This is a genomic window from Streptomyces sp. Act143 (genome assembly GCF_003143935.1).
Taxonomy (GTDB): domain Bacteria; phylum Actinomycetota; class Actinomycetes; order Streptomycetales; family Streptomycetaceae; genus Streptomyces.
On sequence record NZ_QFRX01000001.1, the window covers coordinates 7,199,937 to 7,216,468 of the forward strand.

Genomic DNA, 16,532 nt, shown 5'->3' on the forward strand with positions numbered 1-16,532 from the left:
TGAGGTTTTCTTGAGCTTCCATGGTTGAGGCCGTGTTTTTCGTCCTGGACACCCAGGGCGGCTGCCCCGAAACAGGCGTGTCACACTCATCCCATGCGCGTGTATCTCGGCTCCGACCATGCGGGCTTCGAACTCAAGAACCACCTCGTCGAGTGGCTCAAGGCCGCCGGCCACGAGGCCGTCGACTGCGGCCCCCACATCTACGACGCCCAGGACGACTACCCGCCGTTCTGCCTCCGCGCCGCGGAGCGTACGGCGGCGGACCCCGACGCCCTCGGCATCGTGATCGGCGGCTCCGGCAACGGCGAGCAGATCGCCGCGAACAAGGTCAAGGGCGTACGCGCGGCGCTCGCCTGGAGCGAGGAGACGGCGTCGCTGGGCCGCCAGCACAACAACGCCAACGTCGTCGCGGTCGGCGCCCGGATGCACACCCAGGACGAGGCGACCAAGTTCGTCGAGACCTTCCTCGCCACCCCGTTCTCCGGTGACGAGCGCCACATCCGCCGCATCGACATGCTGGCCGACTACGAGACGACCGGCGACCTCCCGCCGATCCCGGCCCACCACCCGCAGCAGGACTGACGTAACACAGCACCCAGAGGGCTGGAAGGAACAGGCACCGTGCCAGAGGGGCACACGATCCACCGGTTGGCGGCCGACTACGCCGACCGCTTCTCCGGCACGGCGCCCCGCGTCACCAGCCCCCAGGGCAAGTTCTCCGACGCCGCCGCCCTCCTGGACGGCGCCGGACTCACCCGTACCGAAGCCCACGGCAAGCACCTCTTCCTGGGCTTCCGGGACACCGACTGGGTCCACATCCACCTCGGCCTCTTCGGCAAGGTGGCCTTCGGCGACGCCCCGGCGCCCCCGCCCACGGACACCGTCCGCCTGCGGCTCGCGAACGCCACGTCGTACGTCGATCTGCGCGGCCCCACGACCTGCGCCCTCATCACGGACGCCGAGAAGGACGCGATACACGAGCGCCTCGGCCCCGACCCGCTGCGCGCGGACGCCGACCCGCAGGCGGCGTACCGGCGGATCTCCCGCAGCCGTACGACGATCGCCGCGCTCCTGATGGACCAGAAGGTCATCGCCGGCGTCGGCAACGTCTACCGTGCCGAGGTCCTCTTCCGGCACGGCATCGACCCGTACCGGGCGGGGAAGGATGTCACCGCGCGGGAGTGGGACGCGATCTGGCGGGATCTCGTCGACCTCATGCGCGAGGGCGTGCGCAACAACCGCATCGACACCGTCCGCCCCGAGCACACCCCGGAGGCGATGGGCCGACCGCCCCGCGTCGACGACCACGGCGGCGAGGTGTACGTCTACCGCAGGGCCACCCTGCCCTGCCACATCTGTGGCGGCGAGATCCGCACCGCCGACCTCGCCGCCCGCAACCTCTTCTGGTGCCCGGGCTGCCAGACGGCCTGAGCCGCAGGCCCCCGTACCCGCTGTCAGACGGCCTGAGCCGCAGGCCCCCGCACCGGCTGTCAGACGGCCTGAGCCGCGGGCCCCGCGCCCGTACCGCCTGACGGCCGGGCAGCCGGCGCCACGGCGCCTCCGGCAGCCGCGCTCAGAAGCCGTGCGGCAACCAGGGGGCCACCGCCGACCCGAAGCCGACCGCCGCCTCCGTCAGCGCCCCCTGCCGCAGCTCCCGCACCCGCCCGGCGGCGCCCAGCGCGGCCAGGCTCACCCCGCCGAGATACGCGGCCCCCAACTCCCGTACGGACAGCGCCAGATCAGCCGCGTCCTCGGTCCGCTCGCAGGACGCCCCCTTCGCGTCCCCGCTGAGCCGCCAACGCCCCGTGTTCCAGGGGCAGAAGTCGTCCTGGACGTCGAACACCACGTCCACCGGCGCCTGATAGGTCCGCGCCTCCAGCGCGGCCCCCACGTCCACCAGCCGTACGTGCAGCGAGTCCCGCAGCCGCGGCTCGCACCGCCGCATGTCGGAGACCAGCTGCTGCCACACCTCGTCGACCGGCCGCCCCCGCACGCTCACCTTCGACGTCAGGTCGATCCCGAACAGGAACCGCCAGAGCGCGGCATGCGTCGCCGCATCCAGCGCCTGCACGTCCCGCAGCACCACGGTCCCGTCGGGCCCGGCGGTCCCCCACTCCGGCTTCACATGGAAGCGCGCGTACCCGACGACTCCGCCGTCCCGCTCCGCGACCACGCACTGCAGCGGAGAGGCGCCGTCCCGGTCGCTCGCGGGGTCGAGCATCCCGAGCCGCTCCCACCCGGGAAGCCGCGCCAGCATGCCCGGCCGCCCCGGCACCAGCCGCGCGTACACCGCCTCACAGGCGTCGAGCACCTCCGCCGGCTTCGCGTACCGCACCCGTACGTCATCGGTGCCGGGCGGCAGGGACAGCCGTACCCGGGTCGTATCGATCTCGGCGTTGACGTGGAAGGTCGCCGGCGCGTACCCGAACCGGCCGTAGATCGCCGGTTCGCTGGCGGTCAGGACGGCCAGCGGCCAGCCCCATTCCCGTACGTCGTCCAGCTGGCGCCGCATCATCGACGTCAGCACCCCGCGGCGCCGATGCGTCGCGGCCACACTGACCATCGTCACGCCCGCCGCCGGCACCGACGCACCGCCCGGCACGGTCAGCCGGAAGCTGAACGCCCCGGCCGTGCCCACGCACTCGTCCCCGTCCCAGGCGCCGAGGGAACGGTCGAGTTCGGTGAGCGAGTTCCACAGCTCCCGCTCCTCGGCCGCCTCCGCGACCCCGCCGAAGGCGCGGATCAGGTTGTCGTACCACTCGTCCCACTCGTCCCGCCGCAGCACCCGCAGGTCGGTCGCCAAGTCAGAAGCCATGGACCATGCCTACCAGGGCATTGCGGGACGAGCCAGGGAATTTCTCCTTGGTGGCGGCAAGGTGGCTTTCCGTGAAGTTCACTGTGAAGTTGAACCTCGGACGGGGGACAAGTGGGACCTCCCGTGCCAAGCAGCTGGTCCGATGGATAGGGTCCCGAACTAATGGCAGCAGGACGAGAGCGGCGCGCGGAAGCCGACACGTTCACGGCCCGGTTGAAGATGCAGTGGCACCGGGCCCGCGTCGGCCTGCGCAGAAGCGCCGTGGACTACTTCCGCGGGGACGGCTCGGACTGGGTCGCGCTGGCCGGTCTGCTCCTCACCGTCCCGCTGATCGCCGCCACCACGCTGATGAACTCGGTGTGGTGCTCCCCGGCCGCGCTGGTCCTCCCGATCGTCGCGGGCGGGCTGCTGCTGCGCCCGGCGAGCCTGCTCGGCCTGTACGCGGCGGCGGCGACGGCACTGATCGTGGAGTCGGTGCAGCTGGGCCCGTACACGGAAGGCCCCTCCCGGGTCACCCCCGGCATCGTCCTCGTCGTGGCCGCCTGCGGCTTCTTCGGCCTTCTGATCGCCCAGTTCCGCAGCCGGGTCGGCGTGCCCTGGCGGCGCGGCGGCACCATGCTGTTCGACCTGCGCGAACGCATCCGCGTCCAGAGCAAGCTGCCGAAACTCCCGCACGGCTGGCACCGTGAGATGGCGCTGCGCCCGGCGGGCGGCCAGTCCTTCTCCGGCGACTTCGTGGTGGCCGCCCGCACCAACGGCGGCCGCACCATGGAGGTCGTCCTGACGGACGTCTCGGGCAAGGGCATGGACGCCGGCAGCCGCGCCCTGCTCCTGTCCGGAGCCTTCGGCGGCCTCCTGGGCTCCCTGCCCCCGCACGCGTTCCTCCCCGCCGCCAACGGCTACCTCCTGCGCCAGGACTGGGACGAGGGCTTCGCGACCTCGATCCACCTGGTCCTGGACCTGGACTCCGGTGACTACGAGCTCTACTCCGCGGGCCACCCGCCGGGCCTCCAGCTCAGCGCGGGCAGCGGCCGCTGGGAGGAGAAGGCCGCGGAAGGCCCGCTCCTGGGCGTCTACGACGGTGCCCAGTTCGACCCCGTGAAGGGCTCCCTGCGCCCCGGCGACGTGCTGATGCTCTTCACGGACGGCCTGGTGGAAACCTCCGACCGGGACATCGTGGAAGGCATCGACCGCCTCACGGGCGAGGCCGACCGCTACGTGGCCGGCGGCTTCCACGGCGCCGCCTGGCACCTGATCGAGGCAGTGGCCAAGGACGTCAACGACGACCGCGCCCTCCTGCTGATCTGCCGGGAAGGCCCGACAGCCACGGCCCAGCCGGCACAGCCGTAGCCCTGCGCGACTACGCCTGTTGCTGTTGGCGTCGCCGTAACTGCGCCCAGTCGTGTCGCTGCGCCCACCCAGGCAGGCCCGCCCAGCCCACGCCAAGGTGGGGTTTTCCCCAGCCCGGATCCGCCAGCACCCCTCATCGCCCCGCACACCCCCGCTCCGTAGCGTCAAGTACATGACCTCGGACCGGAAGAAATCCCCCATGCCCCCCACCTCGGTCGAATGGGCTGTCGAACTCCACGGAGTGCAGCGTCGCTACGGCCGTGGCCGCACCGCCGTCCACGCCCTGCGCGGCATCGACCTCACCCTTCCCCCGGGCACCTTCACCGCGGTCATGGGCCCCTCGGGCTCCGGCAAGTCCACCTTCCTCCAGTGCGCGGCCGGCCTCGACCGCCCCACCACCGGCAGCGTCCGCCTCGGCGGCACGGAGATCACCGGCATGAAGGAGAACAAGCTCACCGCCCTCCGCCGCACCCGCCTCGGTTTCGTCTTCCAGGCCTTCAACCTGCTCCCGTCCCTCACGGTCGAGCAGAATGTCGCCCTCCCCATGCGCCTCGCCGGCCACCGCCCCGACCGCCGGCGCACCGCCGAGGTCCTCGACCAGGTCGGTCTGGCCGACAAGGCCCGCCGCCGCCCCGGCCAGCTCTCCGGCGGCCAGCAGCAGCGCGTCGCCATCGCCCGCGCCCTCGTCACCCGCCCCGACGTGGTCTTCGCCGACGAACCGACCGGCGCCCTGGACACCACCACCGCGGCCGAGATCCTCGCCCTGCTCCGCGAGGCCGTCGACACCCAGCGCGCCACGGTCGTCATGGTCACCCACGACCCCACGGCCGCGGCCTGGGCCGACCGCGTCCTGTTCCTGGCCGACGGCGAGCTCACCACCCACCTGGACCGCCCGACCCCGGACCAGATCGCCAACCGCATGAAGACCCTGACGGCCCGCCGGGACGGCGTGAAGGCGGCGGCGTGATGCGCCCCAACGGCCTGGCCCGCGCCGCGATCCGATTCCGCCCGGCCGCGTTCGTCGGCACCTTCGTGGCCCTCGTCATGGCCGCCGCGATCGTCTCGGCCTGCGGCATCCTCCTGGAGACCGGCGTCCGCGCCGAGGTCCCGCCCGGCCGCTACGCCGGCGCCCCGGTCGTGGCCGCGGCCGACCAGGCGGCCCACTACGGCACGGGCGACAGCGCCGACAGCGAGCCCGTCCCCGACCGCGCCCGCCTCGACGCCGCCCTGGTGGCCAAGGCGGCCACCGCCCCCGGCGCCCGCACCGCCGTCCCCGACGTCACCTTCCCGGTCACCGGCCCGCACGGCCCCCTCACCGCCCACAACTGGTCCGCCACCGCCTTCACCGGCGAACAGCTCACCGCGGGCCACGCCCCGAACCCCGGCGAAGTGGTCCTCACCAAGGACAAGGACCGGTCCGAGGTCGGCGACCAGGTCACCCTCACCACCCCCGACGGCCCGCACACCTACCGGGTCTCCGGCACGACCACGGGTACCGGCGTCTGGCTGGCCGACCCGGACGCCGTACGCGTCTCCGGGCACCCCGGCCGCATCGACGCCATCGCCGTGCTCCCGAAGCCCGGCGTCCCCACCGCCGCCCTGGCGGCCCAGGTCGACAAGGCCCTCGGCGGCCGGGCCGAGATCCACACCGGGGACGGCCGCGGCACCGTCGCGGACCCCACCCTCGACGAGGCCAAAGAGGTCCTCATCGGCATCGGCGGCTCCTTCGGCGGCGTCGCCACGGTGGTCGCGATCTTCACCGCGGCCGGCACCATCGCCCTGGCCGTCGGCCAGCGCGCCCGCGAGTTCGCCCTGCTGCGCGCCCTCGGCACCACCCCGCGCCAGATCCGCCGCACCATCGCCACCGAGACCCTCCTCGTGGCCCCCGTCGCGGGCGCCCTCGGCTGCCTGCCCGGCATGGCCCTGGCCGCCTGGTGGCTGGACCAGCTCCGCGACCGGGGCGCGGTCCCGGCCCCGGTCGACCTGGCCGTTTCCTGGATCCCCCTGGTCTCCGCGACCGGCGCCGTCCTCCTCACCGCCCTGCTCGCCGGTTACATGGCCGCCCACCGCAGTTCCCGCATCAAACCGGGCCAGGCGCTGAGCGAGGCGAGCGTGGAGCGGCTGCGCATCGGCTGGATCCGCACCCCGCTCGGCCTCGCCGCCGCGGCCGGCGGTTTCGTCTGCGCGGCCCTGTCCGCCTCCCTGACCGGCGAGGACGCGGCCAACGCTGCCCTCGGCATCGTCGTGCTGTTCATGCTCGCCGTGGGCCTGCTCGGCCCGCTGGTCGCCCGGGCCTGCGCGGCCCTGTTCGGCCTTCCGCTGCGCGGCGCGAGCGCCTCCGCCGTGCTGGCCGCCGCCAACTCCCGTACCAACGCCCGCCGTCTGGCCTCCGCGATCACCCCGATCGTGCTCGCGATGGCCTTCTCCTCGGTCCTGGTCTTCCTGCACACCAGCGAGGACCACGTCACCGCCCAGCAGCAGCGCGACGGCATCACCGCCGACCACATCGTCACCGCCCCGGACGGCCCCGGCCTCGCCCCCGACGCGGTACGACGAGCCGAGGGCACCCCCGAAGTCACCGCCGCCGTCGGCCTGCTGAAGACCGCCGTACTCGTCCCCGGCTCGGCGGGCGCCCTGGAGCAGGCCACCGCCCAGGGCGTCACGGGCTCCGCACGCGACCTGGCCGCCGTACAGGATCTGGACGTCAAGGACGGCCAACTGTCCCTGCAGCAGGGCGAGATCGCGATCGACGCGTCCCTCGCCGACACCGCGGACGTCAAGGTCGGCGACCGTCTCCACCTCCGCCTCCCCGACGGCACGAAGGCCGCGCCGCGGGTCGTGGCGACGTACGGCCGCGGCCTGGGGCTCGCCCAAGTCACCCTGAGCCGTGCCGATCTCGCCACCCACGTCACCTCCGCCTACGACACGGAACTGTGGACGAAAGGCGGTACCACGGCCGGTCTGAAGGCGCTCGGCACCGTCCAGGACCGTGACGGCTACACCACCGCCCGGTCCGTGGACCGCGAGCTCAACGCCTGGGCCAACAACCTCATGGCGGCCGTCCTCGGCGGCTTCGCGGCCGTCGCCGCCGTCAACACCCTGGTGATGACGGTCCTCGACCGCCGCCGTGAGCTCGGCACCCTCCGCCTCATCGGCTCCACCCGCCGCCAGGTGCTGCGGATGATCCGCTGGGAGGCCCTGCTGGTCGCCCTCGCCGGCATCGCCCTCGGCACCGCGATCGCCCTCGCCACGCTCGTGCCGATGATGAACGGGCTGACGGGGCAGGGGCCTTACATCCCGCCGCTGATGTACGGCGCGTTCGCCGGGACGATCGTCGCGCTCGGCCTGACCGCGGCGACCCTTCCCGCCAAGGCGGCGCTCCGCGGGGAGACACTGGACGAGTGACCGAACCACTGACGCTCGCGCTCGCCGAGATCGAGGCCCTCGCCCGCACCGCCCACGAAGGGCAGACCGACAAGGCCGGACGCCCTTACGCCGAACACCTCCAGGCCGTCGCGGAGGGCGTCCGCGCGCGGGGCGGCGACGCCGAGCAGATCGCGGCGGCCTGGCTGCACGACGCCGTCGAGGACGACGCGCTCTCCGAGCGGTGGCTGGCGCAGGCGGCGCTGAGCCGTCGTACGAAGGACATCGTGCTCGCGCTCACCAAGCGCGCGGGGGAGCCGCCCGAGGCGTACGCCGCCCGCATCCTCGCCACGCCCGGCGCACTGCTGGTGAAGGAGGCGGACCTGGCCCACAACGCCGACCCGGCCCGCCTCGCGGCCCTGGACGAACCGACCCGGAAACGACTGACCGAGAAGTACACGCGGATGCGCACACTTCTCGGTCTCGTACGGGGTGAAGGGCAGCCGGCCTAGCGCCCTCGCCCTAGACGGTCTCGCGGTCTGGCCCTCTGGCCGATTGGCGGTCTAGGCGGAGACCTTCTCGCGGCGCTCCTGCTGCTGCCGCTCCCGCTGCTGCCGCTCGCGCGCCAGTTCCGTGGCGTCCCGCTTGAAGGCCCACTCCATCCTCGGCTCCATCGCGAACCGGAAGACCCGCTGCACCGGCTTGGTGCACAGCGCGGTGACGACCGCGGCGGCGAGGACGGACACGAAGATCTCACCGGCCGGGCGGTGCAGCCAGGCGTGGTCGAACCAGCCCTGGTAGTCACCGGCCTTCACCAGGAAGCCGTGCAGCAGGTAGCCGTAGAGCGTGCCCGCGCCGAGCGCCGTGAACCACATCTTCCGGCGCGGCACCCAGGCGAAGAAGCAGGCGGTCAGCAGCAGCGAGCAGCCGAACATCGCGAGCACCATGACCGGGCCGACCCACCACGGGGCGCCCAGGTCCTGGGCGGCGTCCCGGTGGTAGAACCACGCGGTGTTCATGCGCGGCACCGCCCACCAGCCCACGACGAGCGCCGCCGCGAACACGGGCAGGGCCAGGATGCGCATCCGCCAGGTGCGCACCATGTGGAAGTGCTCGGCCTTCATGCTCAGGCCGAGGACGAAGTAGGGCAGGAACTGAAGCACCCGCTGGAGGTCCAGGTCGTTGCCGATCGAGGGCGCCACGGACGCCAGCATGGCGATGCCGAGGGCGACGGGCAGCGGCCGGCGGATCATCTTCAGGATCGGGGTGCACATCCGCCAGACGAACAACGCGCACAGGAACCAGGTCAGATACCAGGGGTCGAGCAGGCTGATGTCCTTGCCGGGTTCGTCGCCCACCGTGCGCGCGAAGAGCACGTACGCCGTCTCGAAGAGCACGTACGGCACCGCGACACCCGTGATCAGCCGCTTGAGCCGGTCGGGGCGCATGTCGAAACTGCGCGAGAAGAAGCCGGAGATGATGATGAACGCCGGCATGTGGAAGGAGTACACGACCGTGTACGCGCCCTCCAGGATGCGGCTGTCGCCCTTGAGCGGCTCCCAGGCGTGACCGACCGCGACGAGCACGATCGCCAGGTACTTGGCGTTGTCGAAGAACGCGTCGCGCTGCTTGCCCTGCGGCTGCTGCCGAGGCTTCTGCTGAGCGAGCGGTGAGCGCGGGCTCGGCACTCCGGGTGCCGACGACTGTGCCGGCGGGAGCGGCACTCGGGGCGAGGCGGCGTGGAACATCTGAGGGACCCTAGCGTTGTCTGTGCGATTTCGTAAAACCGGCCACGTCATTCCTGGTTATCGACTTCGAGTACCCGGTATATCGGCACCTCGCGTCATTCTGCACGTGACGGTGAACACAGCGAACTGACAGGCGTATCCGTCACCGCAAGGGGCGTCTTGGTGTGATTCATCCTGACTAAATAGGTCATAAGGCCAGCAGGCGACTCCGGTGGAATGTCCGCTTCCTCTGGGCCGGTTATGGCCGCCGTTCATTTTCGAATTACCTGCGAACGGGATGTGTGGAGACCGAAACGATCCGGCCGAATTCCCTGCGTGATCCCTGTGCGAGGGTGCGCTCGAATTGCTGTGCGGGACTTGACGGTTCGGTCGCGGACGCGGGCGACACCCGCCCGGCGCCGCACAGTTCAGGCACAGGTGTGGTCAACGATGCGTCACCCGCCGCATACAGCGGCTTGGTTGGTGGCACGATGGTTCTGGCGGGGGTGCGCGGGGCCGGCACCTCCGGGCCGGGAGAGCGGACCGACCTAGGGTGTGATCAGTTGTGGCCATTTCGCTGTCAGTGGTGCTGCTGTTGGCGATCATCATGGTGGTGTTGATCCGTGGCGGGTCCCTCAAGGCCGGACCCGCGGTCGTGGCCGTGCTGTTCGGCTTCTTCCTGGCCTCGACGGGTATGGCCGACGACATCCAGCGCTTCCTCAACTCGATAGCGGAGACGATCAACTCGATCCAGTTCTGACCCTGTCGACCGAGCCGGTCCAGGCTGACCGACCGACCCGGTCACGGGGGCCGAAGACGGACAGCGGGGTACGTACGGGGATGGCGCTGTACGCCTCGGACCCGGCGGAGATGGGCGGTTTCCTCATCGAGGACCGCCGGGGCGGCGGAGACGGGGGAGGGCGTGCTCATCTCGCCCGCTCCGCCTCCGGCCGCCGCCTCGCGGTAAGGGCGTGCACGGCCAGTACGCCGACGCCCTCACCCGGACCGGCGGCGATGCAGCTACCACCCGCGCGAGCGAAGCCGAGCGTCCCGTACGGCCTGCGCTCCGTCCACACGATCGACGTACGGACCCTCCGGCCTGCCGCACCCGCCGAGCACACGAGGAAAGGGCCCGGTTCCAGAGGAACCGGGCCCTTTGCCGAACAGAGCGGGCGACGGGAATCGAACCCGCGTAGCTAGTTTGGAAGACTAGGGCTCTACCATTGAGCTACGCCCGCACAGCGCGCGCCGCAGGTCAGGTGACCGCGGCACAGAAGGCATCGTAGCGGGTCGGGCCCCCTCGCCGCACACCCCGGCCCACCTCGCCCCGCAGCCCGTAAATGCGGCGTTCCCATGGCTTGCGGGCATGTACCCTACGTCTCGCACCAGACGGGGTGTGGCGCAGCTTGGTAGCGCGTCCGCTTTGGGAGCGGAAGGCCGTGGGTTCAAATCCCGCCACCCCGACCACCTTCCTTGATCGCCTTTTGGGGCGTGTCGTGGCTGCGGTTACTATGCAAGCTGCATGCCCGTGTGTCTCTCGTCTGACCCTGACGACGTCCTCCGGGCGGCGAATCCGCCGGAGCCGTTCTGGCCCCGGCAGAATCCGAGAAGTCAGCCACAAGGAGACCGAACCGTGAAGAGCGCCGTGGAGACCCTGAACCCGACCCGGGTTCGGCTCACTGTCGAGGTGCCCTTCGAGGAGCTCAAGGACAGCCTCGACGCGGCGTACAAGAAGATCAACCAGCAGGTCACGGTGAAGGGCTTCCGCAAGGGCAAGATCCCGGCCCGCGTCATCGACCAGCGGTTCGGCCGCGGTGCGGTCCTGGAGGAGGCGGTCAACGACGCGCTTCCGAAGTTCTACACCGAGGCGGTCAACGAGGCCGACCTGGACGTCCTCGGCCAGCCCGAGGTCGACATCACCGAGCTGAAGGACGGCGACACGCTGAACTTCACCGCCGAGGTCGACATCCGCCCCGCCCTGGAGATCCCGGACTTCTCCGGCATCGAGGTCGAGGTCGACGCCGTCGAGGTCACCGACGAGGACGTCGACAAGTCCGTCGAGCAGCTCCGTGAGCGCTTCGCCTCCACCTCCCCGGTCGAGCGCGCCGCCGAGGACGGCGACGTCGTGACGATCGACCTGGAGGCCAAGGTCGACGGAGAGGTGCTCGAGGACGGCATCGCCAGCGGTGTCTCCTACACCATCGGCTCCGGCGAGCTCCTCGACGGCATCGACGACGCCGTGAAGGGCCTGGAGGCCGGTGGCGAGGCCACCTTCACCTCCGAGCTCAAGGGCGGCTCGGCGGCCGGCAAGGAGGCCGAGGTCACCGTCAAGGTCACCCAGGTCGCCGCCCGCGAACTGCCCGAGCTGGACGACGAGTTCGCGCAGCTCGCCTCCGAGTTCGACACCCTCGACGAGCTGAAGGCCGACAGCCGCAAGCGCCTCGAGAACATGAAGCAGTACGACCAGGCCACCCAGGCCCAGGAGCGCGTCCTGGAGAAGCTCCTGGAGCTCGTCGAGGTGCCCGTCCCCGAGAAGCTGCTCGAGGACGAGATCAACACCCGCAAGCACAACCTGGAGCACCACCAGCTCGGCCAGATGGGCCTCGACCTCGCCAAGTACCTGGAGATCCAGGGCAAGACCGAGGAAGAGTTCGACGCCGAGACCAAGGAAGCCGCGGTCAAGGGCATCAAGACCCAGTTCGTCCTGGACGCCCTGGTCAAGCGCGAGAAGCTGAACGTGAACCAGGAGGAGCTCACCGAGCACCTCATGCGCCGCGCCGCCTCCTCCGGCATGTCCCCCGACCAGTTCGCGCAGGCGGTCGTCGAGGGCGGCCAGGTTCCGCTGCTCGTCGGCGAGGTCGCCCGCGGCAAGGCCCTGGCCGTCGTGGTCGAGGCCGCCACGGTGAAGGACACCAACGGCGAGGTCATCGACCTGGACGACGAGGACGAGGTCGAGGAGGCCGCCGAGGTCGCCGCCGAGGCCACCGAGGCCGACGCCACCGAGGCCGACACCGAGAAGACCGAGGGCTGAGCCCACGGCACCTTGTAGGTCGTAAGGAAGGGCCCTCGGGAAGACGATCCCGAGGGCCCTTCCGACTTGGGGCGGGGTGGTGCGGGCAGGGGCGCGGGAAACTGCGCGAACCGCCGCCACGGACCCGCAGCCTGCCGAGCACGGCCCCCACCACGGCGAGTAGCAGACAAACACCCTCCGCACGCTCTACGCCCCCGGCGAACACCCCCTACTCCGGGATTCCCCAGGGGGACCAGCGCGTTAGGGTCCATGAGTATGGGGCCCCCAGTCGGCCGAACCGCCGGAGGCCCCCGCAGGGAACACGTGAAGACGGCCCGGCGCCGTCGTAAGACGAGCAGGTGGATACGTGACGAATCTGATGCCCTCCGCCGCCGGCGAGCCTTCCATCGGTGGTGGCCTCGGCGACCAGGTCTACAACCGGCTGCTCAACGAGCGGATCATCTTCCTCGGCCAGCCGGTCGACGACGACATCGCGAACAAGATCACCGCACAGCTGCTGCTCCTTGCCGCCGACCCGGACAAGGACATCTACCTCTACATCAACAGCCCGGGCGGTTCGATCACGGCCGGCATGGCGATCTACGACACCATGCAGTACATCAAGAACGACGTGGTGACGATCGCCATGGGCCTCGCCGCCTCCATGGGCCAGTTCCTGCTCAGCGCCGGCACCCCCGGCAAGCGCTTCGCGCTGCCGAACGCCGAGATCCTGATCCACCAGCCGTCCGCCGGCCTCGCCGGCTCGGCCTCGGACATCAAGATCCACGCCGAGCGGCTGCTGCACACCAAGAAGCGCATGGCCGAGCTCACGGCCCAGCACACCGGTCAGTCGTTCGAGCAGATCACCCGCGACTCCGACCGCGACCGCTGGTTCGACGCCGAGGAGGCCAAGGAGTACGGCCTCATCGACGACGTCATCACCACGGCCGCCAACATGCCGGGCGGCGGCGGCACCGGGGCCTGACACGCCCCGGAGGGGCCCGTAACGACCCCGCCACAGCCCCCAGCCGACCGCCACAGCTCCTAGGAGACAGACAGTGAACGACTTCCCCGGCAGCGGCCTGTACGACCGCACCCGCGCCGAGTACACGGGCCCCACGGCGGAGTCCCGGTACGTCATCCCGCGCTTCGTCGAGCGCACCTCGCAGGGCATCCGCGAGTACGACCCGTACGCGAAGCTCTTCGAGGAGCGCGTGATCTTCCTCGGCGTCCAGATCGACGACGCCTCCGCCAACGACGTCATGGCGCAGCTGCTGTGCCTGGAGTCGATGGACCCGGACCGGGACATCTCGATCTACATCAACAGCCCCGGCGGCTCCTTCACCGCGCTGACGGCGATCTACGACACGATGCAGTTCGTGAAGCCCGACGTCCAGACGGTCTGCATGGGCCAGGCGGCCTCCGCCGCTGCCGTGCTGCTGGCCGCCGGCACGCCGGGCAAGCGCATGGCGCTCCCGAACGCCCGCGTCCTGATCCACCAGCCGTACAGCGAGACCGGCCGCGGCCAGGTCTCCGACCTGGAGATCGCCGCCAATGAGATCCTGCGGATGCGCTCGCAGCTGGAGGAGATGCTGGCCAAGCACTCCACCACGCCGATCGAGAAGATCCGCGAGGACATCGAGCGCGACAAGATCCTCACGGCCGAGGAGGCGCTTTCGTACGGCCTGATCGACCAGATCATCTCCACCCGGAAGATGAACAACGCCGCAGTCCGCTGACGCGACTGCTGTATCGTCTGCCGCCCCTTGGCACGGTTCGTGTGCTTTGACACGCTGCACGTCAAAGTGAACCGGGCCAAGGGGGGCCCGAACGGGGGGCCAGGCAAGGTACCGTCGGATTAAGGCAGCACCAGGAGCCGCTGGATTCGTAAGCGTCCAGTCGTCTCCCAGGCGAAGGGGAAGCACACCGTGGCACGCATCGGTGACGGCGGCGATCTGCTCAAGTGCTCGTTCTGCGGCAAGAGCCAGAAGCAGGTCAAGAAGCTCATCGCAGGGCCCGGTGTCTACATCTGCGACGAGTGCATCGATCTCTGCAACGAGATCATCGAGGAAGAACTCGCGGAGACCAGCGAGGTGCGCTGGGAGGAACTCCCCAAGCCCCGCGAGATCTACGAGTTCCTCGAGGGCTACGTGGTGGGCCAGGAGGCGGCCAAGAAGGCCCTGTCCGTGGCGGTCTACAACCACTACAAGCGCGTCCAGGCCGGGGAGAACGGCGGCGCCAACGGCCGCGACGACGCGATCGAGTTGGCGAAGTCCAACATCCTGCTGCTCGGGCCCACGGGCTCCGGCAAGACACTCCTCGCCCAGACACTGGCGCGCATGCTGAACGTGCCCTTCGCGATCGCGGACGCCACCGCGCTCACGGAAGCGGGTTACGTGGGCGAGGACGTCGAGAACATCCTCCTGAAGCTCATCCAGGCGGCGGACTACGACGTCAAGAAGGCCGAGACGGGCATCATCTACATCGACGAGATCGACAAGGTCGCCCGGAAGAGCGAAAACCCGTCGATCACGCGCGATGTGTCCGGTGAGGGCGTCCAGCAGGCGCTGCTGAAGATCCTCGAGGGCACCACGGCCTCGGTCCCGCCGCAGGGCGGTCGCAAGCACCCCCACCAGGAGTTCATCCAGATCGACACGACGAACGTCCTGTTCATCGTGGGCGGCGCTTTCGCGGGCCTGGAAAAGCTCATCGAGTCGCGCGCGGGCGCCAAGGGCATCGGCTTCGGCGCGACGATCCGCTCGAAGCGGGAGCTGGAGGCCAAGGACCAGTTCGAGGACGTCATGCCGGAGGACCTGGTGAAGTTCGGGATGATTCCCGAGTTCATCGGCCGTCTGCCCGTCATCACCTCGGTTCACAACCTCGACCGCGAGGCGCTCCTCCAGATCCTGGTCGAGCCGCGCAATGCGCTGGTGAAGCAGTACCAGCGCCTCTTCGAACTCGACGGCGTGGAGCTGGACTTCGAGCGCGAGGCGCTGGAAGCCATCGCCGACCAGGCCATCCTCCGCCAGACCGGCGCGCGCGGCCTGCGCGCCATCATGGAGGAAGTCCTCCAGGGCGTGATGTACGAGATCCCGTCCCGGAAGGACGTGGCACGGGTCGTCATCACGGCGGACGTCGTCCACTCCAACGTCAACCCGACACTGATCCCGCGGGATGCGCGGGGCGGACGGGGGTCTGGGGAGGCGAAGACGGCGTAGCCGTTGGCAGAGAGTTCTGTAGGGGCGCCTGGCGATTTGACGCCAGGCGCCCTCCTCATTTGCCTGAACACAAACGGGTACGGGTGCGTACCCCTACCCTGGGCCGACGAGAGTCGTCTGGATGCCGTACTGGACCGACGGTTGGCGGAGGCTGGCATCGGATGAGCGATGAACTGCACGTCGTGTTCGACGAGACGGCGTTGGTCGCCGCCGGGCGTGGCAACGCTCTGGTCTCGCGCTTGATCCACCATGCGCACCAACAACAGGGCTGGTTCCTGTATGCCACCGTCTGTGCGCTGGTCGAGGCAGACCGCGCGCGGCCTGGTACGGCGGAGCACATCGCCGCTCTGCCGGGCATCACAGTGGTCAACCTCGACCTCCCCGCTGCGCTCGCCGTTGCCCGCGAGGAGACCTGGGCGGTCGCGCACAGCTGGTATGCAGCCAAGCCGACTCCCGATCGCCCGTACGGTTCGGTCGTGGTCACCGCTCATCCGAAATCATGGAAGGGGCCTTCCGTTCGCGTACTGGACCTCAGGCCCAGGCAGTCGGATGGTGAGGGATAAGCCCGGTTAGTTCCCTGAGCAGCGGGTGCGGGTTTGCCAGCTGCTTGCGACAGTTGATGAATCAGGCCAACTACAAGACAGTCATAGCGGTCATGCGTCGCTCCATGATCGAATTCCGTTCGACCTTGTCGCTCGCTCGTGTGTTCGGCTGAGTTTCAAACGGGAGGGATCGCATGATGGTACAAAAGGTGAAGCGAACTTTTGCGGTAGTTAGCATCGTCGCGGCAGCTGGCGTGGTACCTGTGGTTGTGGCGGCGCCCGCGTCGGCTTCATCTGGAGACTGCAGAGGTTGTGTGGCCTACGAGGGCTACAACGTTGGCCCCAAGGTGACTGCAGCCTGTGCGTATAAGGCGATACCACAGCCCTGGGGGCGTCCGCTTCCTAATCCGGCTTGCACTTCGGGGTTGACGGCAGCAGGTGTCGCTTCAGCGGTAGCGAGTGAGGCCTGCCGCCGGACTTGAGTCAACGACTCGTGTGTGTCCACGA

14 protein-coding genes and 2 tRNA genes are annotated in these 16,532 nt (G+C 70.0%); 13 read left to right on the top strand and 3 right to left on the bottom strand.

Translation table 11 applies throughout. The features are described from left to right. Positions 1-93 precede the first annotated feature (93 nt). Both DI272_RS32895 and DI272_RS32900 read left to right on the top strand, forming a co-directional pair. A complete protein-coding gene (locus DI272_RS32895; RefSeq protein WP_097264110.1) occupies positions 94-582 on the top strand; it encodes a ribose-5-phosphate isomerase in 489 nt (162 codons plus the stop codon). A gap of 39 nt (positions 583-621) precedes the next feature. Continuing rightward, positions 622-1,431 carry an Fpg/Nei family DNA glycosylase gene (locus DI272_RS32900; RefSeq protein ID WP_109498805.1) on the top strand — a complete coding sequence of 270 codons (810 nt, stop codon included), beginning with the start codon at positions 622-624 and terminating at the stop codon, positions 1,429-1,431. 142 nt (positions 1,432-1,573) lie between these two features. Here the strand turns inward: DI272_RS32900 and DI272_RS32905 are convergent, their stop codons facing one another. After that, a complete protein-coding gene (locus tag DI272_RS32905; RefSeq protein ID WP_181387390.1) occupies positions 1,574-2,815 on the bottom strand; it encodes a GNAT family N-acetyltransferase in 1,242 nt (413 codons plus the stop codon). A gap of 162 nt (positions 2,816-2,977) precedes the next feature. On the opposite strand from DI272_RS32905, the gene DI272_RS32910 reads away from it, so the two are divergent. The 4 genes from DI272_RS32910 (at position 2,978) to DI272_RS32925 (ending at position 8,040) form a co-directional block, all read left to right on the top strand. After that, on the top strand, positions 2,978-4,165 hold the full coding sequence (locus DI272_RS32910; protein WP_109498806.1) for a PP2C family protein-serine/threonine phosphatase: 1,188 nt from the start codon (positions 2,978-2,980) through the stop codon (positions 4,163-4,165). A 199-nt stretch (positions 4,166-4,364) separates the two neighbouring features. Continuing rightward, positions 4,365-5,132 (top strand): ABC transporter ATP-binding protein, encoded by a 768-nt coding sequence (locus DI272_RS32915; protein ID WP_109498807.1) that lies wholly within the window; start codon positions 4,365-4,367, stop codon positions 5,130-5,132. Continuing rightward, entirely contained in the window at positions 5,132-7,570 is a 2,439-nt protein-coding gene (locus DI272_RS32920; protein ID WP_109498808.1) for an ABC transporter permease, read from the top strand. Before DI272_RS32915 ends, DI272_RS32920 begins: the two co-directional genes overlap by 1 nt. Next, the gene (locus DI272_RS32925) at positions 7,567-8,040 is read left to right on the top strand and encodes an HD domain-containing protein (protein WP_109498809.1); all 474 of its coding nucleotides are present in this window, start codon (positions 7,567-7,569) and stop codon (positions 8,038-8,040) included. The genes DI272_RS32920 and DI272_RS32925 overlap by 4 nt, the downstream gene beginning before the upstream one ends. A 51-nt stretch (positions 8,041-8,091) precedes the next feature. Here DI272_RS32925 and DI272_RS32930 read toward each other — a convergent pair whose 3' ends face one another. Further along, on the bottom strand, positions 8,092-9,276 hold the full coding sequence (locus DI272_RS32930) for an acyltransferase family protein (protein WP_109498810.1): 1,185 nt from the start codon (positions 9,274-9,276) through the stop codon (positions 8,092-8,094). Between the two features lie 544 nt (positions 9,277-9,820). Here DI272_RS32930 and DI272_RS32935 point away from each other — a divergent pair. Beyond that, positions 9,821-10,015, top strand: a complete 195-nt coding sequence (locus tag DI272_RS32935) for a hypothetical protein (protein ID WP_059191782.1) — start codon at positions 9,821-9,823, stop codon at positions 10,013-10,015. 407 nt (positions 10,016-10,422) lie between these two features. Here the strand turns inward: DI272_RS32935 and DI272_RS32940 are convergent. Then, positions 10,423-10,493: transfer RNA gene (locus DI272_RS32940), tRNA-Gly, on the bottom strand. A gap of 152 nt (positions 10,494-10,645) precedes the next feature. Between DI272_RS32940 and DI272_RS32945 the strand changes: the two genes are divergently transcribed. The 6 genes from DI272_RS32945 to DI272_RS32970 all read left to right on the top strand — a co-directional run bounded on the left by DI272_RS32945 (position 10,646) and on the right by DI272_RS32970 (position 16,046). Further along, positions 10,646-10,722: transfer RNA gene (locus tag DI272_RS32945), tRNA-Pro, on the top strand. 166 nt (positions 10,723-10,888) lie between these two features. After that, positions 10,889-12,286 carry a trigger factor gene (gene tig / locus DI272_RS32950; protein ID WP_109498811.1) on the top strand — a complete coding sequence of 466 codons (1,398 nt, stop codon included), beginning with the start codon at positions 10,889-10,891 and terminating at the stop codon, positions 12,284-12,286. 358 nt (positions 12,287-12,644) lie between these two features. Beyond that, on the top strand, positions 12,645-13,250 hold the full coding sequence (locus DI272_RS32955; protein WP_109498812.1) for an ATP-dependent Clp protease proteolytic subunit: 606 nt from the start codon (positions 12,645-12,647) through the stop codon (positions 13,248-13,250). Between the two features lie 73 nt (positions 13,251-13,323). After that, entirely contained in the window at positions 13,324-14,004 is a 681-nt protein-coding gene (locus DI272_RS32960; RefSeq protein ID WP_109498813.1) for an ATP-dependent Clp protease proteolytic subunit, read from the top strand. Positions 14,005-14,193: 189 nt separating this feature from the next. Continuing rightward, positions 14,194-15,483 carry an ATP-dependent Clp protease ATP-binding subunit ClpX gene (clpX, locus tag DI272_RS32965; RefSeq protein ID WP_109498814.1) on the top strand — a complete coding sequence of 430 codons (1,290 nt, stop codon included), beginning with the start codon at positions 14,194-14,196 and terminating at the stop codon, positions 15,481-15,483. A 161-nt stretch (positions 15,484-15,644) separates the two neighbouring features. Further along, positions 15,645-16,046: a hypothetical protein gene (locus DI272_RS32970; protein ID WP_181387392.1), complete on the top strand. Its 402-nt coding sequence runs from the start codon at positions 15,645-15,647 to the stop codon at positions 16,044-16,046. Positions 16,047-16,532: the final 486 nt, after the last annotated feature.